Raw genomic sequence first — 20996 nt, forward strand, 5'->3', positions numbered from 1 at the left:
GGACCTCTGGCCCACAGGACCTCTGGCCCACAGGACCTCTGGCCCACAGGGGCTCCGCCCCCAGAGCCCCCCCCCGAGACCCCCCACCCAGCAGCCCACTCCCCGGAAGCCCCGCCCTACCCCCCACCCCGGTGCAGCCGGTCCGCCCCCGCCAGCACCGCCTCGGCCAGCGCCTGCGCCGCCTCCTGCACCGCGGCGCCCCGCCGCCTCCCGCGCAGCAGCACGAACTCCACCCCGCCCAGCTCCGGCAGCCCGCTCCGCGACGCCACCGGCTCCAGTCCCGGCGGCACCAGCCCCCGCGTGTGCGCCATCACCCCCAGCCCCGCTCGCGCCGCCGCCACCAGCCCGCTCAGGCTTCCGCTCGTGCACGCGATCCGCCACGCCCGCCCCTGCGTCTCCAGCACTTCCAGGGCCCGCGCCCGCGTGATCGCCGGCGGCGGAAAGAGAATCAGCGGAACAGGGCGGTCCGCCTCCACCCGCAGCCCCGGCGCCCCCACCCACGCCAGCGAGTCCCGCCACACCAGCTCGCCGTGCGTGTCGTCCGCCCGCCGCTTCGCCAGTACGAGGTCGTGCCGCCCGCTCTCCAGTTGCCGGTGCAGGATCCCCGACAGCTCCACCGTCAGCTCCAGATCCACCTCCGGATGGTCCCGCCGGAAGGCCTCCAGGATCTCCGGCAGCCGCGTCAGCACGAAGTCCTCGGACGCCCCGAACCGCAGCCGTCCGCGCAGCCGCCTGCCCGTGAAGAACGCCGCCGCCCGCTCGTGCGCCGCCAGGATCGTCCGGGCGAACCCGAGCATCGCCTCGCCGTCCTCGGTGAGCGCCACCCGGTGCGTGTCCCGTACGAACAGCCGCCGCCCGGCCTGTTCCTCCAGCCGCTTCACATGCTGGCTGACCGTCGACTGACGCAGCCCCAGGCGCCGCGCGGCCTGCGTGAACGACAGGGTCTGGGCCACGGCGAGGAAGGTGCGCAACTGCGTCGGCTCGTACACACGCCGAACGTACCGCCCCCGCCACCTCGCCGTCATCACGATCCGTGATGACAGTGAGCGTCGTATGCAGGTTTCCCGATCGGACGGCCGGGGGAGACGATGGCCCGCATGAGCCGCCTCAAGCTGCCGTCCTGGTTCCCGGTCGACGGATACGTCCTCGCGCTCCTCGGCGCGGTCTGCCTCGGCACCCTGCTGCCCGCCACCGGCCCGGCGTCCGAGGTGCTTGGGCACGTCTCGACGGCGGCGATCGCGATCCTGTTCTTCCTGTACGGGGCGCGGCTGTCGACCGCCGAGATGCTCCAGGGCCTCGCGCACTGGCGGCTGCACGTCACCGTGCTCGCCGCCACCTTCGTCCTCTTCCCGCTCCTCGGCCTCGCGGGCCGGTTCCTGGTCCCGCACGTGCTCACACCCGAGCTCTACCAGGGTTTCCTCTTCCTGTGCCTGGTCCCCTCGACCATCCAGTCGTCGATCACCTTCACCTCGATCGCCCGCGGAAACGTCCCCGCGGCGATCTGCGCGGGCTCCTTCTCCAGCATCGTCGGCATCCTCGTCACGCCCCTGCTGGCGGCGCTCCTGCTGAGCGGCGGCGCGGCGGGCTTCTCCGCGGACTCGCTGCTGCGGATCGGGCTCCAACTGCTGGCCCCGTTCCTGGCCGGGCAGTTGCTGCGGCGCTGGGTGGGCGGTTTCGTCGTACGGCACAAGAAGGTGCTCGGCTACTTCGACCGCTCGTCCATCCTGCTCGTCGTGTACGCCGCCTTCAGCCTCGGCATGGCGCAGGGCATCTGGAACCGGATCTCGCCGCTGCGCCTGGCCGCGTTGCTCGGGGTCGAGGCCGTGCTGCTCGCGGTGATGCTGGCGCTCACCTGGTACGGGTCGAAGAAGCTGGGCTTCGGCCGGGCGGACCGGGTGGCGATCCAGTTCGCCGGGTCGAAGAAGAGCCTGGCGGCCGGGCTGCCGATGGCGAGCGTCCTGTTCGGGGCGCACGCGAGCCTGGCGGTGCTGCCGTTGATGCTGTTCCACCAGATGCAGTTGATGGTGTGCGCGGTGATCGCCCGGCGCAGGAGCGAGGACCCGGTGCCCGCGTCGACGCGGGTGCCCCCTGTCGCCGCACCGGCCCCGGCTGGCAAGATCGACAAGTGACCTCAGCGATACGCACCTTCGGCAACCGCCCCTGCGCCCTCACCGTGTGCCGGGGCTGCTGCTGCGGCGACGCCCGCAAGAACCCCGGCACCGACCACGCCGGCCAGCTCCGCAGGATGCGCGAGGCCGCGGCCGCCTCCGCCGGCCGCCTGGCCGTCCGTACGAGCGACTGCCTGGGCCCGTGCGGACAGGCCAACGTCGTGGTGGTCCAGCCGTCCACCGAGGGGCGGCGCAGGGGAGGCCGGGCGGCCTGGGTCGGCTGGGCGCTGGACGACGACAGCACGGACGAGATCCTGGCCTGGGTGGCGGCGGGCGGCCCCGGCGTCGCCGAGCCCCCGGCGACGCTGGAGCTCCAGTTCATCCCGGCGCCGGTGGAAACCCGTACCGCGAAGAGGCGCTGAACGCCTGCGCGGACGTACGGCCGCGGACGTCACGACTGCCGACGTCACGACTGCCGACGTCACGACTGTCGACATCACGACTGCGGACGTCACGTCCGCGGAAGCACGACCCGCTCCTCGCCCGCGTACACGTTCATGTCCGACCCCCGCAGGAAGCCCACCAGCGTCAGCCCCGTCTCCGCCGCCAGGTCCACGGCCAGCGACGACGGCGCGGAGACGGCGGCCAGGAACGGTATCCCCGCCATCACCGCCTTCTGCGCCAGCTCGAACGACGCCCGCCCCGACACCAGCAGGATCGACCGCGACAACGGCAGCCGGCCCTCCGTCAGCGCGCGTCCCACCAGTTTGTCGACCGCGTTGTGCCGCCCCACGTCCTCGCGCACGTCGATCAGCTCCCCGGTGTCGGAGAACAGCGCGGCCGCGTGCAGTCCGCCCGTCTTGTCGAACACCTGCTGCGCCTCCCGCAGCCGCACCGGCAGCGAAGCCAGCAGCTCCGGCGTCACCCGTACCGGCGGCTCGTCCAGGACCGGAAAGCGCGCCTGCGTGCGCACCGCGTCCAGACTCGCCTTCCCGCACAGCCCGCAGGAGGAGGTCGTGTAGACGTTGCGCTCCAGCGTGATGTCCGGGACCGGCGTCCCGGGAACGAGCCGCACATCGACCACGTTGTACGTGTTGGACCCGTCCTCGCGGGCGCCCGCGCAGTAGACGATGTTCGCGACCTCCGCCCCGTCGCCGAGCACGCCCTCGCTGACCAGGAAGCCCGCGGCCAGCGCGAAGTCGTCGCCGGGGGTGCGCATGGTGATGGCCAGGGGCTTGCCGTCGAGCCGGATCTCCAGCGGCTCCTCCGCCACGAGCGTGTCCGGCCGCGCGGTGACGGCCCCGCCCCTGATGCGTACGACGCGACGGCGTGCGGTGACCCGGCCCATGGTGATCAGTCCTGCCCCGAGAGTGACGAGAAGCGGCCCACCGGACGCCGATGCGACCCGGTGTGCTGATGGCGTCGCCCATTGTCCGTGCGGTCGGCGGGAAGCTCCAAAGTCTGGGTGGCGAATGCTGTTGAATCACACGCCCTCGTACCGGTGGGTCACAAAGAAGACTGGGTCGCTCCGACTGTCCGCAATGAGGGGTGGAGGCGCACATGACCGGTTCACGGATCGTCGCGCTCGGGCATTACCAGCCGGCCAAAGTACTGACCAACGCCGACCTGGCCGAGCTGGTCGACACCAGCGACGAGTGGATCCGCAGCCGGGTCGGGATCAGGACCCGGCACGTCGCGGGCCCCGACGAACCGGTCGACGAGCTGGCCGCGCACGCCGCCGCCAAGGCGCTCGCCTCCGCGGGCCTGGACCCGGCGGACATCGACCTGGTCCTGGTGGCCACCTCCACCGCCATCGACCGCTCGCCCAACATGGCCGCCCGGGTCGCCGCACGCCTGGGCATGGGCTCGCCCGCCGTGATGGACCTCAACGTCGTCTGCTCGGGCTTCACGCACGCCCTGGCCACCGCCGACCACGCGGTACGGGCCGGGTCGGCGACCCGTGCGCTGGTCATCGGCGCCGACAAGATGACCGAGATCGCGGACTGGACCGACCGCTCGACCTGCGTCCTGGTCGGCGACGGTGCGGGCGCGGCGGTCGTCGAGGCGACACCGGAGGCCGACGACACCGCCTCGGGCGCGATCGGCCCGGTGCTGTGGGGGTCCGTGCCGGAAATGGGTCACGCGGTACGGATCGAGGGGACGCCCCCGCGCTTCGAACAGGTCGGCCAGTCCGTGTACCGGTGGGCCACCACCCAGCTCCCGCCGATCGCCCGCAAGGTCTGCGAGCGGTCCGGGATCGCCCCCGAGGAACTCGTCGGGGTCGTCCTCCACCAGGCCAACCTCCGCCTGATCGAGCCGCTCGCCCAGCGGATCGGCGCCGTCAACGCGGTCATCGCCCGTGACGTCGTCGACTCGGGCAACACCTCGGCCGCGAGCATCCCGATGGCGTTCTCCAAGCTGGTCGAGCGCGGCGAGCTGCGCTCGGGCGACCCGGTGCTGCTGTTCGGCTTCGGCGGCAACCTGTCGTACGCGGGCCAGGTCGTGCGCTGCCCCTAGCGGTTCCGCCTCCGGTCCGGGACCTTCGCGGGCAGGTGGTCGTACGAGACCTGGTCGTACGGCTTCTCCCTGGTCGGCGCGTGCTTGACCGACCGGTCGTCGGCCGGGCGGGGGAGGGGCCGGCACAGCGGCAGGGCGAACAGCCAGGCGAGCACCACGAGCCCGCCGGTCACGAGGAGGAACTGCCCGTCGTCGTCCGGGTCGCTCCGGGTGGTCAGGGCGATACCGACGCCGATCTGTGCGAGGGCCCCCACCATCGAGAGCGCGGCGAGAATTCGACGGGTCCGCATCCGCCGCCCGACGGCCAGGCGATGTTTCTCGGCCGCGCCGCGGACACCGCGCTTGCGCTCCTGCCACCACCAGGTGATCCAGACGCCGACGCCGAGGAACCCGAGGTAGAGGGCCGCGTTCAGCAGGAAGTCCAGCCAGCCGACGTCGGTGAATCTCGTCAACTTGCTTGCCGCCAACGTGATGTGATGCCGCGTCATGTCCATGGTCGCCGGATGCCCGACGGCATGGGCGTCATTCGCGGACCGTCCGACGGCACTTTGTCCTGGCGATGGGAAAAGTAGCGCGAAATCCTGCATGACTTCTTCCCAGCCCCCGTACCCGCTGCTACGTTCCCCTCCACAGCCCGCCCGGACGACTCCGCCCGGACGACCCGAGAGGGACCAGAACAGGCCGCCGCGTGCGGTCCGTGCGGCAGGAGGGGCACGTGAGGCGCATGACGGCTCGACCCGCGAACGCGCACCAGGCGCGCCTGCTCCGGCTGCTGCGCGACGGAGGCCCCGGCTCCCGGGCCCAGTTGGGCGATCAGGTCGAGCTCTCCCGCTCCAAGCTCGCGGTCGAGGTCGACCGGCTCCTCGACACCGGCCTCGTGGTCGCCGACGGTCTCGCCGCCTCACGCGGGGGACGGCGCTCGCACAACGTCCGGCTCGCTCCGCAACTCCGCTTCCTCGGCGTCGACATCGGCGCGACCTCGATCGACGTGGCCGTCACCAACGCCGAGCTGGAGGTCCTCGGGCACCTCAACCAGCTGATGGACGTGCGGGAGGGGCCCGTCGCGGTCTTCGAGCAGGCCCTCGGCCTGGCCGCCAAGCTCCGGTCGTCGGGTCTCGCACCCGGGGGCTTCGACGGTGCGGGAGTCGGCGTCCCCGGGCCGGTGCGCTTCCCGGAGGGCGTCCCGGTGGCCCCGCCGATCATGCCCGGCTGGGACGGCTTCCCGGTGCGCGAGGCGCTCAGCCAGGACCTGGGCTGTCCGGTACTGGTCGACAACGACGTGAACCTGATGGCGATGGGGGAGCGGCACGCGGGCGTCGCCCGGTCCGTGGACGACTTCCTCTGCGTCAAGATCGGCACCGGCATCGGCTGCGGCATCGTCGTCGGCGGCCAGGTCCACCGGGGGGCCACCGGCAGCGCGGGCGACATCGGCCACATCCAGGTCGAGCCCGACGGCCGTGCGTGCGCCTGCGGCAACAAGGGCTGCCTGGAGGCCCACTTCGGCGGCGCGGCCCTGGCCCGCGACGCCGAGGCGGCCGCCCGGTCGGGCCGCTCCCCCGAACTCGCCTCCCGTCTCGACACGCACGGCCGGCTGACCGCGGCCGACGTGGCCGCGGCGGCCGCCGCCGGCGACCCGGCCTCCCTGGCCCTCATCCGCGAGGGCGGCAACCGGGTCGGCCAGGTCATCGCCGGCCTGGTCAGCTTCTTCAACCCGGGTCTCGTGGTGATCGGCGGCGGCGTCACGGGCCTGGGCCACCACCTCCTGGCCAGCATCCGCACCCAGGTCTACCGCCAGTCCCTGCCCCTGGCCACGGGCAACCTCCCCATCGTCCTCGGCGAACTGGGCCCCACGGCGGGCGTCACGGGCGCCACCCTCCTCATCACCGACCACCTCTTCTCCCCGGCCTCCTAGCTCCCAAGAGACCGCCCGCACCCCTTTGACCCGCTCAGCCCCCTTGGCCGACGCGCCCTCCCAGCCGCCTTGATCGACGCAGCTCCCGCTCCAGCCCCGCTCCCTCGGGCGGCGGGGCCGCCTCCCGGGGAGAGCGGAACGGGCGGGCAAGGCGGCGGCCCCGCCCGCTCCCGGCCCACCCCGGAACGCCTTCGCCCAGCCCCTGCACCCCGTACGCCTCAGCAAGCCCCGCCCAGCCCCTGCACCCCGCGCGCCCCGCCACCCCCGCCCAGCCCCGTACCCCCACCACCCCGAGGGGACCTCATGCCACCCGACCCCGCACCTCCGCCCGCCCGCACCCCCACCCCCGCCCCCCTCCTCACCATGTCCCACATCACCAAGACCTTCCCCGGCGTCCGCGCCCTCGACCGCGTCGACCTCGAAGTCCTCCCCGCCGAAGTCCACTGCCTCCTCGGCCAGAACGGCGCCGGAAAGTCCACCCTCATCAAGATCCTCGCCGGTGCCCACCGTCCCGACAGTGGCGCGATCACCTGGTCCGGCACCCCCGTCGCCCTCACGTCCCCGGCCGCCGCCATGCGCCTGGGCATCGCCACGATCCACCAGGAGCTCGACCTCGTCGAAGGTCTCTCGGTCGCCGAGAACGTCCACCTCGGCCACGAGCCCACCACCGCGGGGTTCGTCGTGCGCCGCCGTGCCGCCCGGACGGCCGCCGCCGCCCTCCTCACCCGCCTCGGCCACCCCGAGATCGACCCGGACCGCCTGGTCGGCACCCTCTCCGCCGCCCAGCAGCAGATCGTCTCCATGGCCCGCGCCCTCTCCCACGAGGTGCGTCTCATCGTGATGGACGAGCCGTCCGCCGCCCTGGACCCCGACGAGGTGGACAACCTCTTCCGGATCGTCGCCTCGCTCACCGCAGACGGTGTCGCCGTCGTCTACATCTCGCACCGCCTGGAGGAGATCCGCCGCATCGGCGACCGCGTCACCGTGCTCAAGGACGGCCGCGCCGTCGCCGTCGGCCTGCCCGCACGCGACACTCCCACCCGTGACATCGTCACCCTGATGACGGGCCGCGACGTGGCCTACGCCTTCCCGGACCGTCCCGCACCCGGTGACCGCTCCACGCCCCCGGCCCTGCACGTCCAAGGGCTGTGCCGCACGGGCGAGTTCGAGCCCGTCGACCTCACCGTCCACCCCGGGGAGATCGTCGGCCTCGCGGGCCTCGTCGGCTCCGGCCGCTCCGAGATCCTGGAGACGATCTACGGCGCCCGCAAGCCGGCCGCCGGCCAAGTGGCGGTGCACGGGAAGCGGCTGCGTACCGGAAGCGTGCGAGCGGCGGTCCGTGCCGGGATCGGGCTCGCCCCCGAGGAGCGCAAGGCGCAGGCCCTCCTGATGCTGGAGTCCGTCACCCGCAACGTCTCCGTGGCGACCCTCTCCCGTTTCTCCCGCGCGGGCTGGCTCGACCGGAGCGCCGAACGGTCCGCCGCCCGACGGGCGACCCGTGAACTGTCGTTGAGCCCGGACGACCCGGACGCCCGTGTCCGCACCCTTTCCGGCGGCAACCAGCAGAAGGCCGTCCTCGCCCGCTGGCTGCTGCGCGGCTGCGAGGTCCTGCTCCTCGACGAACCCACCCGGGGCGTCGACGTCGGCGCCCGGGCCGAGCTGTACGCGGTGATCCGCCGCCTCGCCGACGAGGGCCTCGCCGTCCTCCTCGTCTCCAGCGAGATCCCGGAAGTCCTCGGCCTCGCCGACCGGGTGCTCGTCCTGCGCGAAGGCCGCCTCGTCCACACCGCACCCGCCCGGGAACTCGACGAACACCGGGTCCTCGACCTCGTGATGGAAGGGAGCCCCGCCCCATGACCCGGCCCGGCCCGACGACGTCCGACACGGCGACCGCCCCGCCGGCGCCCGCCAAACCCCTTGCATCCAGCGGGCGTTCACGGCTCGACGTCCGCAACCTCTCCCTCCTCGGCGTCCTCGCCGCCCTGATCGCCGTCGGCGGCATCACCAAGCCGGACCAGTTCCTCGACACCGGAAACCTCCAACTCGTCCTCACCCAGGCCTCGGTGATCGGCGTCGTCACCGTCGGCGTGACCTTCGTCATCACCAGCGGCGGCATCGACCTCTCCGTCGGCGCGATCGTCGCCCTCGCGTCCGTCTGGGCCACCACCGTGGCCACCCAGGAGTACGGCTTCGCGGGCGTCCTCTTCACCGCCGTGCTCGTCGGCACCGCCTGCGGCCTCGTCAACGGCGTGCTCATCGCGTACGGCAGGCTGGTGCCGTTCATCGCCACCCTCGCCATGCTGGCCGCCGCCCGCGGCCTGGCCCTCCAGATCACCGAGGGCCGCACCCAACTGGTCACCGTGGACGCCGTGCTCGACCTCGGCCTGCCCGACGCGTACGTCCTCGGCATCCCGCCGCTGGTCCTCGTCTTCGCGGTCGTCACCGTCGTCGGGTGGCTGCTCCTCAACCGCACCACCTTCGGCCGCCGCACCGTCGCCGTCGGCGGCAACGCCGAGGCGGCCCGGCTCGCGGGCATCGACGTACGCCGCCAGCGCCTCCACCTCTATCTGCTCTCCGGTCTGTGCTGCGGCATCGCGGCCTTCCTGCTGATCGTCCTGTCCGGCTCAGGCCAGAACACCAACGGGAATCTGTACGAACTCGACGCCATCGCCGCCGCGATCATCGGCGGCACCCTGCTCACCGGAGGGCGCGGCACCGTCGTCGGCTCCGTGCTCGGCGTGCTCGTCTTCACCACGATCACCAACATCTTCGCCCTGAACAACCTCCAGAGCGACGTCCAGCAGATCGCCAAGGGGGCGATCATCGTCGTCGCCGTACTCGTCCAGCGCCGCACCGCACACGACGACTGACGACCGCCGCTCCCGCCGGCCCCGTTGACCACTCAGCCCGAAGGGTCGTCCCAGCCATGCCGAAGAACTCCGCCCCGGCCCACTCCGACTCCGCCCGCCCCGACCCCGCCGCCCGGCCGGGCAGCACCCGCCGCGGCCTCCTCTTCGGCGGCGCGGCCGTCTCCGCGACCGCCCTTCTCGCCGCCTGCACCAGCAACGAACCCACCACGAAGGACACCCCCGCCGCCGACAGCCGGCCCACCGCCGACACCCGGCCCGGCAAGAAGGTCACCATCGGCTTCGCCGGGCCCCAGGCCGACCACGGCTGGCTGAACGCCATCAACGAGAACGCCCGCAACCGCGCCGAGAAGTACACCGACGTCACCCTCGACATGACCGAAGGGTCCAACGACACCGCCACCCAGATCGGCCAGATCCAGACCCTGATCAACAAGAAGGTCGACGTCCTGGTCATCCTCCCCGCCGACGGCAGGGCCCTCACCCAGACCGGCCTCGCCGCCATGAAGGCCGGCATCCCGGTCATCAACCTGGACCGCGCCTTCGCCTCCCCGCAGGCCTCCCGCTGCTACGTCGGGGGCGACAACTACGGCATGGGCCTCAGCGCGGGCCGCTACATCGGCGAGAAGCTCAAGAACAAGCCCGGCGCCAAGGTCGTCGAACTCGCCGGCGTCGACAGCCTGGAGCTCACCCGGCTCCGCACCCAGGGCTTCGACGACGCCCTCAGGAACTACCCCGGCATCACCAAGGTCGCCCGTCAGGCAGCCGAGTTCACGGTGGAGTCCGGACAGGCCAAGATGGCCCAACTCCTTCAGGCGCAGCCGCAGTTCGACGCGCTCTGGAACCACGACGACGACCAGGGCGTCGGCGCGCTCCGGGCCGTCGCCCAGGCCGGGCGCAAGGACTTCCTGATGGTCGGCGGCGCGGGAGCCAGGTCCGCCATGGACGCCATCAAGGCCGACGACTCGGTCCTGAAGGCCACCGTCCTCTACCCGCCGACCATGTCCGCCTCCGCCATCGACCTGGCCCGCGCACTCGGCCAGGGCAAGGGCATCGGCGGCATCGCCGAACTGGAGATCCCCGCCTCCCTCACCCTGTACTCCGCCGTCGTGACCCGGGACAACGTCGACGACTACCTCCCGACCGGCTTCAAGTAGGCCCCGCGCAGCCCAGGGCGACCCGCGCGCGGTGGGCCCGCGCGCCGGCGGCTCGCCCGCCACCCGTGACGGAACAGGAGAGACCGGATGGAACGATCCGCACCCGCCCCCCTCCGCGCCCCGGCCCCCGGCATCGGCATGGTCGGCTACGCGTTCATGGGCGCCGCCCACTCCCAGGGCTGGCGCACCGCGGGACGCGTCTTCGACCTGCCCGCCCGTCCGGTCCTGGCCGCCGTGTGCGGCCGGGACCGCGATGCCGTACGCGCCATGGCCGACCGGCACGGCTGGGCGGCCACCGAGACCGACTGGCGGGACCTGATCGCCCGGGACGACGTGCAGGTCGTCGACATCTGCACCCCGGGCGACAGCCACGCCGAGATCGCGATCGCCGCCCTGGCGGCGGGCAAGCACGTCCTGTGCGAGAAACCCCTCGCCAACACGGTCGAAGAGGCCCGCGCCATGGTCGAAGCCGCCCGACAGGCGGCAGGGCGCGGCCAGGTCGCCATGGTCGGCTTCAACTACCGCCGCGTCCCGGCCCTCACGTACGCCCGCACTCTCGTCGCGGAGGGCCGCCTCGGCGTACTGCGTCACATCCGGGCCGCCTACCGTCAGGACTGGCTCGTCGACCCCGCCGCCCCCATGACCTGGCGGCTGCGCCGCGACCGGGCGGGCTCCGGCGCCCTCGGCGACCTGGGCGCCCACCTCGTGGACCTCGCCCAGTATCTGGCGGGGGAGGAGCTGACCGGCGTCTCCGCCCTCACCGAGACGTTCGTACGCCGCCGCCCCGACCCGGACACCGGCGCGCGCAGCGCCGAGGTGACCGTCGACGACGCGGCCCTCTTCACCGGCCGGCTGGCCTCCGGGGCCCTCGCCTCCTTCGAGGCGACCCGCATGGCGGCCGGCCGGAAGAACTCCCTGCGCATCGAACTCAACGGCGAGAAGGGCTCGTTGGCCTTCGACCTGGAACGCCTCAACGAACTCGCCTTCCACGACCACACCGAACCGGCCCACACCGCGGGCTTCCGCCGCATCCTGGTCACCGAACCCGGCCACCCCTACCTCAAGGCCTGGTGGCCCCCCGGCCATGCGCTCGGCTACGAGCACACCTTCGTCCACCAGGCCCGCGACCTGCTCGAAGCCATCGCCACCGGCGTCCCCGTCTCCCCGTCCTTCGCGGAGGGGCTCCAGGTCCAGCGGGTGCTCGCCGCGGTGGCGGAGAGCGCGGAGAAGAACGCCGCCTACACGCCGGTGTCGCCCTGAGGGCCGGCCGTCCCGCCCCCGTGAGCCACCCGCCCACTCCGCGAGCCACCCGCCCCGCCCCGCCTCGCCCCGAGGACCATCCGTACCGCCCGAGGAGGCAACCGCCGATGCCCCGCCCCTTCACCCTCTTCACCGGCCAGTGGGCCGACCTCCCCCTGGAACAGGTCTGCGCCCACGCCCGCGACTTCGGCTACGACGGCCTCGAACTCGCCTGCTGGGGCGACCACTTCGAGGTGGACAAGGCCCTCGCCGACCCCGGCTACCTCGACTCCCGCCGCACCCTCCTGGCCGAGTACGGCCTCCAGTGCTGGGCGATCTCCAACCACCTGGTCGGCCAGGCCGTCTGCGACGCCATCATCGACGAACGCCACCGGGCCATCCTGCCGCCCCGCGTCTGGGGCGACGGCGAACCCGAAGGCGTGCGCCGCAGGGCCGCCCGCGAGATGGCCGACACCGCACGCGCGGCCGCCGCCTTCGGAGTCCGTACGGTCGTCGGCTTCACCGGGTCCGCCATCTGGCATCTGGTCGCGATGTTCCCGCCCGTGCCGGAGGCGATGATCGAACGCGGCTACACGGACTTCGCCGACCGCTGGAACCCGGTCCTGGACGTCTTCGACGCGGAGGGCGTGCGCTTCGCCCACGAGGTCCACCCCGGCGAGATCGCCTACGACTACTGGTCCACCCACCGCACTCTGGACGCCATCGGCCACCGCCCCGCCTTCGGCCTGAACTTCGACCCCTCGCACTTCGTCTGGCAGGACCTCGACCCGGTCGGCTTCCTGCTCGACTTCCGCGACCGGATCTACCACGTCGACTGCAAGGAGGCCCGTACCCGCCTCGACGGCCGCAACGGCCGCCTCGGCTCCCACCTCCCGTGGGGCGACCCCCGCCGCGGCTGGGACTTCGTCTCCGCCGGCCACGGAAACGTCCCCTGGGAGGACGTCTTCCGCACCCTGCGCTCCCTCTCCTACGAGGGCCCGATCTCCGTGGAGTGGGAGGACGCGGGCATGGACCGCCTGGCCGGGGCCCCGGAAGCGCTCGCCCACCTCAAACGCTTCGACTTCCCCCCGCCGACCGCCTCCTTCGACGCGGCTTTCGGCGGCGGGAAGCCGTAACGGCCGCTGCCCCTCACCGCCCGCCGCCTCCCGACAGGCGCCGCCCTGCGACGGGCACTACCCGATCCCCTGCCGGTCCGCCGTCAGCGCGAACTCCCGGTCCGCCGCGTCCGGCACCGTACGCTCCACGACCTCCACCAGGAGCGCACGGTGCCGCTCCAGCACCTCGCGCCGCCCCGGGGGCGCCAGCGACAAGAGATCGTCGATCCCGGCCATCATCCGCCGGGACACCTGCGGATTGCCCGCCACGACCCCCCGGATCTCGGTCAGCCCCAGATCCACCAGGTCCGTCCACGACGGCACGTCCTGCACCAGCCGCACCCGCCCCTGTCCGTCCCGGTGCCGCAACGCCCCGAGCGGCAGGTTCACGGCCACCGCCAGGAACTGCACGATCCGGTCGAGCGCCTGCACGGCGGTCGTCGGGTCGTTCACCGCGGGCGACAGCGCCCGCAGCGCGATGTCCGCGAGCTGCCGCAGCCCGAAGCCGAGGTCCTGGTGGAACGTCCGCTCCACCCCCACGGACACGGTCCGCCGCACCGCCTTCCGCGTGACCTCCGCCCCGCCGTGCACCGCGATCACGGGCGTCCCGGGCAGCACGAAGTCCCCGATCCGCGGAATCAGCCGCAGCACCGCCCCCCGCCGCCGCGCCACCCGCACCAGCCGGGCGATGTAGACGTCCCGCAGCGCCCCGGCCCGCCCCTCATAGGTGAGCCGCGCGGTCTCGGGCCCCAGCACGACCTCCTCCTCCCGGTCCCGCTCCTGCGCCTTGAGCAGCGCGAGCGACTCCCGGCTGATCCGGTCCATCACATGGCTGACCCGCATGAGCCGCAGGGTGGAGTTCACGTACGCGATGAACAGCACCAGGCTCAGCGCCACCATCGCCATCGTCAGCACGCTTTGCACCAGCGGTACGGCGGTGACCTTCCGCGGGTCCGACTCGCCGTCGTAGGCCGCCAGCACCAGCAGCGACAGCACGAACGTCGCCAGGAAGACCGCGAGGGTCAGCTTCGTGATCCGGCTCCGCACGAAGATCCGCACCACCCGCGGACTCAACTGCCCGCCGGCCATCTGCACGGCCACCAGCGAGATGCTGAAGACCACACCGATGAAGGTCATCATCGCCGAGCTGACGGTCGTGATGATCGTCTTGGCGTCATCGGCCAACCCGATGAGCTCGCCGAGGGCCTCGTACTCCCGGTGCTCCTGGAACGCCGCCACGATCGCCGCGTCCAGCTCGGCGGCCGCCCACCACAGGAGCAGCACCCCCACGAGCCCGGCGGCCGGGGCGAACCAGAAGGTGTCCCGCAGGTGCTCCCGCAACGGCGACAGCGCCGGCGGCCTGCGGCGACGGGGTGGGCGCCGGACGCCCGGCTCCTGAGTGCTCACCCGGCGAGGCTAGGGCCGCACCCCGCCCCCTAGGTGCTGACCTCTCCGTATGCGTCCGCGGTCGTACGCACAACGGTCCTGAGGTCTGACCCGGTCGGCCGAACCCGCCGGGAGGATGGAATCACCACAGACCACCGCACACCCCTCCTCTCCCTGGAGCCGTCTTGAAGACCGCCGCCGTCGTCACCACCGCCGCCACCGTCGCGGGAGCCGCCTTCCTCGGCCTCGTCGTGGCCCCCGCCGCCGTCGACTGGTACGACGGCCGCCACGAGGAGTCCGCCTCCTACGCCACGGGCGCCGCCGCCAAGGAGGCCCGCCCCTCGGTCCCGCGCTGGCTGCCCGACACGGCCACGGACATCTCGTACGCGATGAGGACCACCGGCGGCGAGCGCCTTCTCAGGGCCACCCTCCCCACCCCGCCCCTCCCGCCCTCCTGCAAGCCGCTCCCGGCCGACGGGAAGCCGAAGAATCCTGAGCTCGGCGCCTCGTGGTTCCCGGAGGACACCACCGCCCGGCAGGCCACTCACCGCTGTGACCTGTACTACGCGTACACGGACGGCGACACCCTGTACGCCTGGCAGCACAACGACGACTGGATCGCCGCCAACAAGTCCGCCGCAGGTCACTGACCACGCCAAACGCAGGTGAAACCCACCCCGAACCCCTGGTATTGTTTTCCACGTCGGAACGGGCCGGCTCAAAACGGCCCCGCTCGACAGACACCTTGTCCGGGTGGCGGAATGGCAGACGCGCTAGCTTGAGGTGCTAGTGCCCTTTATCGGGCGTGGGGGTTCAAGTCCCCCCTCGGACACCAACCGGCGGACCCTAGGGGTCTGCCGCACCGTGCGGGTCGAGATTCTTCTCGGCCCGCACTTCTCGTTGTCCGGGACCGGGAAGCGATGCGAACGGGGCTCGCGCGACGGCTCCACGTAAGGTGAGCCTTACTTGGTGAAGCCGTTGGTCGTCGTTGAAGTGCCCGTTGGAGGACCCCATGCCGCTGACCGCCCCGCCGTCCGTCGGGACCGCGCGCAGGCCGCCCCGGATCGCCCGGCCGGAGCCCGTGGAGCGGGCGGAGAGCACATGGGTGGCGCAGGCCGTCGGGGGCGGCGATTTCTGGGGGGCCGTGCGGGCGGCGGGGGGCGCCCCCGTGGTCGAGGCCGATCCGGCCGGGGATCCCGCGTACCGGGTCGTCACCTTTGTGTGGCGGGGGACGGAGGAGACCCGGGCTGTTCTGTGCATGCCGAACAAGATCGTCGATCCGCGGGACATGGGGCGCAACCTCATGGAGCACGTGCCCGGGACCGACATCTGGCACTGGTCGGTGCGCATGCGGGACGACTGGCGGGCCACGTACGGGTTCTGCGTGGACGAGGGGGGCGGGCCGGAGGGGGCGGCGTACTGGGCGTGGCTGCGGGGCCGGCCGCAGCGGGGGGACGCCTTCAACGCGCGCACACTCCCACGGCGTTGGGGCGGGGAGCCCGTCGCGTATGTGGAGCTGCCGCGGGCCCCGCGGGGCGGCGACTGGGAGCGGCGGGAGGGGGTCGCGCGCGGTGTCGTCCGTGAGCACCTCGTGCGCAGTGGGATCCTCGGGAACGAGCGGCGGGTGCACGTGTACGAGCCGCCGGGCGGCGGGACCGATCTGCCGGTGCTGGTGCTCATGGACGGCGAGATGTGGCAGCCGGGACTCGATGTCGCGGCGCTGCTCGACAACCTGATCGCGGACGGGCGGATTCCGCCGCTGCTCGCCCTGCTGCCGGAGTCGATCGACTCCGACGCGCGGTGGGAGGAGCTCGCGTGCAACGAGGGGTTCGTGGGGTTCCTGGAGCGGGAGCTGATGGTCTGGGCGGGGGAGCGGTGGCCGGTGACCCGTGATCCCGCGCGGACGGTCGTCGCCGGGCAGAGCCTCGGGGGGCTCACCGCCGCCTATGCCGCCGTGTGCGCGCCCGGGCGGTTCGGGCTGGTGCTGGCGCAGTCGGGGTCGTTCTGGTGGCCGGACGGGCCCGATGCGGAGAGCTCGGAGTGGCTGACCGGGCGGATCGAGGCGGCCGAGCGGCTGCCCGTACGGTTCTGGCTGTCCGTGGGCGAGCAGGAGTGGGTGGCGCTGCCCGCCGCGCGCAGGCTCCGTGACGTGTTGGCGACGAAGGGATACGAGGATGCCTCGTACCGGGAGTACAACGGCGGGCACGACTACCTGTGCTGGCGCACCGAACTCGCCGACGGGCTGGTGGAGTTGCTGAAGTAGCGCGAGCGTGCGGGGCCGTCACCGGGGGTGGCGGCCCCGCACGTGTTCGTGCAGGTCAGGCGGGTGGTTCCTGGAGGTGCGCCGTGCACTGGCCGTACGGGGCGGGGCCGAACACCGGCGTCCAGCCGTCCGGCGCCGCCCGGAACACCGGCCACAGGCAGTGGTCGCCGTCCGCGTTGCGCAGCACCAGGTGGGTCGGCGCGTCGGCCGCGTCCTGCTCGGGTGCGTCGAAGGGGGAGTGCGTCATGCGTGGTCCAGCTCCTTCAGGCGGGCGGCGAGCACCGCGCAGACCTCGTCCAGCGGGCCCGGTTGCGTCAGCTCCGGGTGCAGACAGTCGATGTCGTCGTTGCGGAGCCGACCGGTGAGGTACGGGGCCCACGCGTCCGGCGTCAGCCAGGTCTCCTCGCGCGGCGCGGCGGCCGTGAAGAAGAGCGCGTCGCCCGCGAAGGGGCGGTGCCGGTGGGCCCGCATCAGGCGTGCGTTGTTGACCACGATGTCGACCACGGCGGACAGGGTGGCGTCCGGCAGCCCGGCCAGCGCGCTGCCCTCCCGGTGCAGGGTCGCCAGGACGTCCTCGCGGGTCAGCTCGTCCGTGCGGTCGTAACCGGCCATGCGCAGCAGCGCGGTCAGCGCGTCCGCCTCCGCCGGGATCGCCGCGTCCTGCCACTGGTCGGACGGATAGGCGTCCAGCAGGGCGAGCAGCTCCACGCTCTCGCCCGCCTCCTGGAGGCGGACCGCGACGGTGTGCGCCAGCACACCGCCCACCGACCAGCCGATCAGCCGGTATGGGCCGTGCGGGCGCACCGTGCGGATCTGCTCGATGTAGTCGGCGGCCATCTCCTCCATGGTGGCCGGGAGCTGCTCGCCGTCGCCGTGCAGGCCGCGCGCCTGGAGCCCGTACACCGGCTGCTGGGCGTCGAGCCGCGACAGCAGGCCCGAGTAGCACCAGCTGATGCCGCCCGCCGGGTGGAAGGCGAAGAGAGGGGGGCGGTCGCCGGAGGCGCGCAGCGGGAGCAGCGTGTCCAGGGCGTGGTCCGACTCGGTGCTGCCCGCGTCCAGTTGGGCGGCGAGCGAGGCGGGGGTCCGGGCCTGGAAGAGGGTGCCGATGGTGAGTTCCGCACTCAGGGCGTCCCGGACGCGGGCGACCAGGCGGGCGGCGAGCAGCGAGGTGCCGCCGAGGTCGAAGAACGCGTCGTCCACGCCGACCCGGGGCATGCCCAGCACCTCCGCGAAGAGGCGCGTCAGGGTCTCCTCGCGGTGGTTGGCGGGGACGCGGCCGCCGTCGGCCGTGCCGCTGAACTCCGGTGCGGGCAGCGCCTTGCGGTCCAGCTTGCCGTTGGGGCTGAGCGGGAAGTCGTCCAGGACGAGGATCGCGCCCGGCACCATGTGCTCCGGGAGGCCGCGGGCCAGGCGGGCGCGCAGGGCCTCGGGGTCGGGGCGTGCGGTTCCGGCGGCCGGGGTGACGTAACCGACCAGGCGCTGGTCGCCGGGGCGGTCCTCGCGGACCAGGACGCCGGACGCGCCGACCGTCTCGTCCTTGGCCAGCTCGGCCTCGATCTCCCCCAGTTCGATGCGCTGGCCGCGCAGCTTCACCTGGTGGTCGGTGCGGCCCAGGTACTCGATCTCGCCGGAGGCCGTCCAGCGGGCGAGGTCGCCCGTGCGGTACATCCGGGCGCCCGGCGCGCCGTACGGGTCGGCGACGAAGCGGGACGCGGTGAGGGCGGGCCGGCCCAGGTAGCCGTCCGCCAACTGGACGCCCGCGAGGAAGAGTTCGCCGCTGACGCCGGGCGGGCACGGCTGAAGGGCCGCGTCCAGGACGTACAGGCGGGTGTTCCAGACCGGGCGGCCGATCGGGACCGTACCGGTTCCCCGGGTGTCACAGGGGTGGTAGGTGACGTCGACCGCGGCCTCGGTCGGGCCGTAGAGGTTGTGCAGCGGCACACCGTCGCCGAGGACGCGCCCGAACTCGCGGACCGTCTCGCGGGGCAGCGCCTCGCCGCTGCAGAACACGTGACGCAGGCCGGTGCAGGCCGCGGCGGCGGGCTCCGTCAGGAAGACCTGGAGCATCGAGGGCACGAAGTGGCAGACGGTGACCGCCTGTTCGCGGATCGTCCGGGCCAGGTAGGCGGGGTCCTTGTGGCCGCCCGGCTCGGCGACGACCAGTGTCGCGCCGACCCGCAGCGCCCAGAAGAACTCCCACACGGACACGTCGAAACCGGACGGCGTCTTCTGCAGCACCCGGTCGCCGGGGCCGATTCCGTACGCGTGCTGCATCCACCGCAGCCGGTTGTCGATCGCCGCGTGGCTGACGACGACACCTTTGGGGCGGCCCGTCGAGCCCGAGGTGTAGATCACGTACGCGGGGTCCCGCGGGGTGAGGCCGGGGGCGGGGTCGTCCGTGCCGTACGAGGCGGTGTCGAGGCCGTCGAGCACGACGACCGGGGTGTCGGAGGAGGCCGGGACGCGGTCCGCGCGGTCGGTGATCACACAGGCGGGCTCCGCGTCCGCCAGCATGTACGCCAGCCGGTCCGCCGGATAGTCCGGGTCGAGCGGCAGGTAGGCCCCGCCCGCCTTCAGCACGGCCAGGAGCGAGACCACCAGGTCCAGGGAGCGGGGCACGGCGACCGCGGCCAGCGCCCCGGGGCGTACCCCCGTCTCCGCCAGATGGGCGGCGAGTCGGTTCGCCCGGGCGTTCAACTGGGCGTACGTCAGCAGCTCGTCGCCGAAGACGAGGGCGGGCGCGTCCGGAGTCCGGGCGGCCTGCTCCTCGATCGGGCCGATCAGGGTGGAGGCGGGCACCGGGTGCTCGGTGGCGTTGAACTCGTCCAGCACCAGGGCCAGTTCGCTCTCCCGGGCGATGGTGTGCGCGGCGAGCGGGGTGTGCGGTCCGGTCGCGGCGACGCGCTCCAGCAGCTCCAGGAAGCGGGACTGGTGCAGGGCCAGCTCGTCGGGGGCGTACAGGGCCGGGTTGCCGTCGTAGTCGATGCGCAGCCCGGAGCCGTCGGTGCGGTCGTAGACGTTGACCGTGAGGTCCTCGACCGGGCCGGCGGAGAGGTTGTGCGCCTCGGTGCGGGCGCCCGCGAAGGTCAGCCCGTAGTCGAAGGGCATGACGTTGACCAGCGGGCCGACCAGGGCGCGGCCCTCGCCGAGCAGGCCCAGGTCGCGGCGGATGTCCTCGTACCGGTAGCGCTGGTGCCTGCGGGCGGCGCGGATGCCGAGGACGACCTGCCGGGTCAGCTCCGCGAAGGTCGCGGACGGGGTGACGGCGAGGCGCAGCGGCAGCACGTTCATCACCATGCCGGGCACCCGCAGCGCGACCGAGCCCATGCGGCCCATCATCGGCAGGCCGAGCACGACCTCCTCGGTGTGGGTGGCCCGCGAGACGTACAACGCCTGTGCGGCGATGAGGACTTCGGGCCAGGTCGCCTTGATGGAGGAGGCCAGCTCGCGCAGTTGGTCGGTGGCGAGCGGCGAGAGGTGCGCGGTGCGGCGGTGGAAGGTGCGCGAGGGCAGCGCCGTGCGCCCGGCGAGGGTGGGGGCCTCCGGGCGGTCCGCGAAGGCGCCGTCCCAGTGGCGGCGGTCCTTGTCGTACGTCTCGGAGGCGCGGTAGCCCGCGTCCTCGTCCACCAGGTCCGCGAGCCGGCCGAACGGGCTGTCGGGCGGGGTCCGGCCGGACGCGAGGGCGGTGTAGACCTCGGCGGTGCGGCGGGCGAGGAGGGAGTATCCGAAGCCGTCCATCACGATGTGGTGGACCCGCTGGTACCAGAGCCACCGGTCGTCGCCGACGCGGAAGAGGGCGTGCGCGAAGAGCGGGCCCGCCGCCAGGTCGAAGGGCTCGGCGAGATCGGCGTGCATCCAGGCGTACGCGGCGGAGTCGGGGTTCGCGCAGGCGCGCAGGTCGGCCACGTGCAGCGGGAGTCCGAGGTCCGGGATCTCCGACTGGCGCGGCCCGTCGGCCCCTTCCACAATCCGCACCCGCAAGGAGTCCGCCTCGGAAGCCACCTGACGCAGCGTCCGGGCGAAGACGTCCGGGTCGACGGGACCGTGGATCTCCAGGCACTCGGCGGTGTTCTGCGCCGGGCTCCCGGGGTCCAGGGCCTGGGCGAACCACATGCCGGACTGGGCGGCGGTCAGCTCCAGGCCGGTCGTCGCGGGGGCCGGGGCGGCGGCGGGCGCCCTCGTCATGAGACCGCCCCCAGGAGCGGGGCCCAGGCCTCGATCGCCGGCTGCTCCGCCAGGTCCACGAAGGACGCGGTGACGCCGTGCTCGCGCCGCCAGCGCTCGACCAGCGTCATGATCCGCATCGAGTCCAGGCCGTAGTCGACCAGGTTCTCGTCGACGGGTATGTCCTCGGGGTCCTCACCCAGGACGTCGGCCACGTCGGCGCGTATCCGGTCGACGGTCAGGGGGGTGGGTGCGGTGTCCGGCATCG

Annotated in this window: 18 protein-coding genes and 1 tRNA gene; 12 read left to right on the forward strand and 7 right to left on the reverse strand. The window is 73.1% G+C overall.

Translation table 11 applies throughout. From position 1 onward, the window contains the following. Positions 1–116: 116 nt before the first annotated feature. Positions 117–989: a LysR substrate-binding domain-containing protein gene (locus ACZ56L_RS03355; RefSeq protein ID WP_380837733.1), complete on the reverse strand. Its 873-nt coding sequence runs from the start codon at positions 987–989 to the stop codon at positions 117–119. Positions 990–1088: 99 nt separating this feature from the next. Between ACZ56L_RS03355 and ACZ56L_RS03360 the strand changes: the two genes are divergently transcribed. Together ACZ56L_RS03360 and ACZ56L_RS03365 are read left to right on the forward strand one after the other, a co-directional pair. Next, positions 1089–2129 (forward strand): bile acid:sodium symporter family protein, encoded by a 1041-nt coding sequence (locus tag ACZ56L_RS03360; RefSeq protein ID WP_345218469.1) that lies wholly within the window; start codon positions 1089–1091, stop codon positions 2127–2129. After that, on the forward strand, positions 2126–2530 hold the full coding sequence (locus tag ACZ56L_RS03365) for a (2Fe-2S) ferredoxin domain-containing protein (protein ID WP_468684408.1): 405 nt from the start codon (positions 2126–2128) through the stop codon (positions 2528–2530). The genes ACZ56L_RS03360 and ACZ56L_RS03365 overlap by 4 nt, the downstream gene beginning before the upstream one ends. A gap of 89 nt (positions 2531–2619) precedes the next feature. Here the strand turns inward: ACZ56L_RS03365 and fdhD are convergent, their stop codons facing one another. Then, complete coding sequence (gene fdhD, locus ACZ56L_RS03370) at positions 2620–3456, reverse strand: formate dehydrogenase accessory sulfurtransferase FdhD (protein ID WP_345218472.1); 837 nt, start codon at positions 3454–3456, stop codon at positions 2620–2622. 212 nt (positions 3457–3668) lie between these two features. Between fdhD and ACZ56L_RS03375 the strand changes: the two genes are divergently transcribed. Next, complete coding sequence (locus ACZ56L_RS03375; RefSeq protein WP_471060993.1) at positions 3669–4625, forward strand: beta-ketoacyl-ACP synthase III; 957 nt, start codon at positions 3669–3671, stop codon at positions 4623–4625. Here ACZ56L_RS03375 and ACZ56L_RS03380 read toward each other — a convergent pair. Next, the gene (locus ACZ56L_RS03380; protein WP_471060996.1) at positions 4622–5077 is read right to left on the reverse strand and encodes a hypothetical protein; all 456 of its coding nucleotides are present in this window, start codon (positions 5075–5077) and stop codon (positions 4622–4624) included. The genes ACZ56L_RS03375 and ACZ56L_RS03380 overlap by 4 nt on opposite strands. A 272-nt stretch (positions 5078–5349) precedes the next feature. On the opposite strand from ACZ56L_RS03380, the gene ACZ56L_RS03385 reads away from it, so the two are divergent. The 6 genes from ACZ56L_RS03385 to ACZ56L_RS03410 all read left to right on the forward strand — a co-directional run bounded on the left by ACZ56L_RS03385 (position 5350) and on the right by ACZ56L_RS03410 (position 12936). Next, positions 5350–6537, forward strand: coding sequence for an ROK family transcriptional regulator (locus ACZ56L_RS03385; protein ID WP_471060999.1), 1188 nt, complete (start codon positions 5350–5352; stop codon positions 6535–6537). Between the two features lie 303 nt (positions 6538–6840). Beyond that, positions 6841–8394 (forward strand): sugar ABC transporter ATP-binding protein, encoded by a 1554-nt coding sequence (locus ACZ56L_RS03390; protein WP_471061002.1) that lies wholly within the window; start codon positions 6841–6843, stop codon positions 8392–8394. Next, entirely contained in the window at positions 8391–9407 is a 1017-nt protein-coding gene (locus ACZ56L_RS03395) for an ABC transporter permease (protein ID WP_471061006.1), read from the forward strand. Before ACZ56L_RS03390 ends, ACZ56L_RS03395 begins: the two co-directional genes overlap by 4 nt. A 56-nt stretch (positions 9408–9463) precedes the next feature. After that, complete coding sequence (locus ACZ56L_RS03400; protein WP_471061009.1) at positions 9464–10561, forward strand: substrate-binding domain-containing protein; 1098 nt, start codon at positions 9464–9466, stop codon at positions 10559–10561. An 87-nt stretch (positions 10562–10648) separates the two neighbouring features. Continuing rightward, positions 10649–11821: a Gfo/Idh/MocA family protein gene (locus ACZ56L_RS03405; protein WP_380837728.1), complete on the forward strand. Its 1173-nt coding sequence runs from the start codon at positions 10649–10651 to the stop codon at positions 11819–11821. A 107-nt stretch (positions 11822–11928) separates the two neighbouring features. Further along, positions 11929–12936 carry a sugar phosphate isomerase/epimerase family protein gene (locus tag ACZ56L_RS03410; RefSeq protein ID WP_345218484.1) on the forward strand — a complete coding sequence of 336 codons (1008 nt, stop codon included), beginning with the start codon at positions 11929–11931 and terminating at the stop codon, positions 12934–12936. Between the two features lie 57 nt (positions 12937–12993). On the opposite strand, the gene ACZ56L_RS03415 is transcribed toward ACZ56L_RS03410, so the two are convergent. Next, positions 12994–14322 carry a DUF2254 domain-containing protein gene (locus ACZ56L_RS03415; protein ID WP_471061012.1) on the reverse strand — a complete coding sequence of 443 codons (1329 nt, stop codon included), beginning with the start codon at positions 14320–14322 and terminating at the stop codon, positions 12994–12996. Positions 14323–14486: 164 nt separating this feature from the next. On the opposite strand from ACZ56L_RS03415, the gene ACZ56L_RS03420 reads away from it, so the two are divergent. The 3 genes from ACZ56L_RS03420 to fes all read left to right on the forward strand — a co-directional run bounded on the left by ACZ56L_RS03420 (position 14487) and on the right by fes (position 16564). Further along, entirely contained in the window at positions 14487–14951 is a 465-nt protein-coding gene (locus ACZ56L_RS03420) for a hypothetical protein (RefSeq protein ID WP_471061016.1), read from the forward strand. A 97-nt stretch (positions 14952–15048) separates the two neighbouring features. Beyond that, positions 15049–15136, forward strand: a tRNA-Leu gene (locus tag ACZ56L_RS03425). Between the two features lie 177 nt (positions 15137–15313). Next, complete coding sequence (gene fes / locus ACZ56L_RS03430) at positions 15314–16564, forward strand: enterochelin esterase (protein ID WP_471061019.1); 1251 nt, start codon at positions 15314–15316, stop codon at positions 16562–16564. A gap of 55 nt (positions 16565–16619) precedes the next feature. On the opposite strand, the gene ACZ56L_RS03435 is transcribed toward fes, so the two are convergent. Genes ACZ56L_RS03435 through ACZ56L_RS03445 form a run of 3 tightly spaced genes read right to left on the reverse strand, consistent with a single transcriptional unit; the run spans position 16620 to position 20994 of the window. Further along, positions 16620–16811, reverse strand: a complete 192-nt coding sequence (locus ACZ56L_RS03435) for an MbtH family NRPS accessory protein (RefSeq protein WP_345218494.1) — start codon at positions 16809–16811, stop codon at positions 16620–16622. After that, entirely contained in the window at positions 16808–20749 is a 3942-nt protein-coding gene (locus ACZ56L_RS03440) for an amino acid adenylation domain-containing protein (protein WP_471061022.1), read from the reverse strand. The genes ACZ56L_RS03435 and ACZ56L_RS03440 overlap by 4 nt, the downstream gene beginning before the upstream one ends. Next, the gene (locus ACZ56L_RS03445) at positions 20746–20994 is read right to left on the reverse strand and encodes a phosphopantetheine-binding protein (RefSeq protein WP_345218498.1); all 249 of its coding nucleotides are present in this window, start codon (positions 20992–20994) and stop codon (positions 20746–20748) included. Before ACZ56L_RS03445 ends, ACZ56L_RS03440 begins: the two co-directional genes overlap by 4 nt. Between the last annotated feature and the right edge of the window lie 2 nt (positions 20995–20996).

Source organism: Streptomyces sp. NPDC039736, from assembly GCF_055596485.1.

What these genes read in the sequence shown, in the direction of transcription:
- ACZ56L_RS03360 (WP_345218469.1), top strand. Translation starts at nt 1,089, where the DNA reads ATGGCCCGCATGAGCCGCCTCAAGCTGCCGTCCTGGTTCCCGGTCGAC.
- fdhD (WP_345218472.1), bottom strand. Translation starts at nt 3,456, where the DNA reads ATGGGCCGGGTCACCGCACGCCGTCGCGTCGTACGCATCAGGGGCGGG.
- ACZ56L_RS03375 (WP_471060993.1), top strand. Translation starts at nt 3,669, where the DNA reads ATGACCGGTTCACGGATCGTCGCGCTCGGGCATTACCAGCCGGCCAAA.
- ACZ56L_RS03385 (WP_471060999.1), top strand. Translation starts at nt 5,350, where the DNA reads ATGACGGCTCGACCCGCGAACGCGCACCAGGCGCGCCTGCTCCGGCTG.
- ACZ56L_RS03390 (WP_471061002.1), top strand. Translation starts at nt 6,841, where the DNA reads ATGCCACCCGACCCCGCACCTCCGCCCGCCCGCACCCCCACCCCCGCC.
- ACZ56L_RS03395 (WP_471061006.1), top strand. Translation starts at nt 8,391, where the DNA reads ATGACCCGGCCCGGCCCGACGACGTCCGACACGGCGACCGCCCCGCCG.
- ACZ56L_RS03400 (WP_471061009.1), top strand. Translation starts at nt 9,464, where the DNA reads ATGCCGAAGAACTCCGCCCCGGCCCACTCCGACTCCGCCCGCCCCGAC.
- ACZ56L_RS03405 (WP_380837728.1), top strand. Translation starts at nt 10,649, where the DNA reads ATGGAACGATCCGCACCCGCCCCCCTCCGCGCCCCGGCCCCCGGCATC.
- ACZ56L_RS03410 (WP_345218484.1), top strand. Translation starts at nt 11,929, where the DNA reads ATGCCCCGCCCCTTCACCCTCTTCACCGGCCAGTGGGCCGACCTCCCC.
- fes (WP_471061019.1), top strand. Translation starts at nt 15,314, where the DNA reads ATGCCGCTGACCGCCCCGCCGTCCGTCGGGACCGCGCGCAGGCCGCCC.
- ACZ56L_RS03435 (WP_345218494.1), bottom strand. Translation starts at nt 16,811, where the DNA reads ATGACGCACTCCCCCTTCGACGCACCCGAGCAGGACGCGGCCGACGCG.
- ACZ56L_RS03440 (WP_471061022.1), bottom strand. Translation starts at nt 20,749, where the DNA reads ATGACGAGGGCGCCCGCCGCCGCCCCGGCCCCCGCGACGACCGGCCTG.
- ACZ56L_RS03445 (WP_345218498.1), bottom strand. Translation starts at nt 20,994, where the DNA reads ATGCCGGACACCGCACCCACCCCCCTGACCGTCGACCGGATACGCGCC.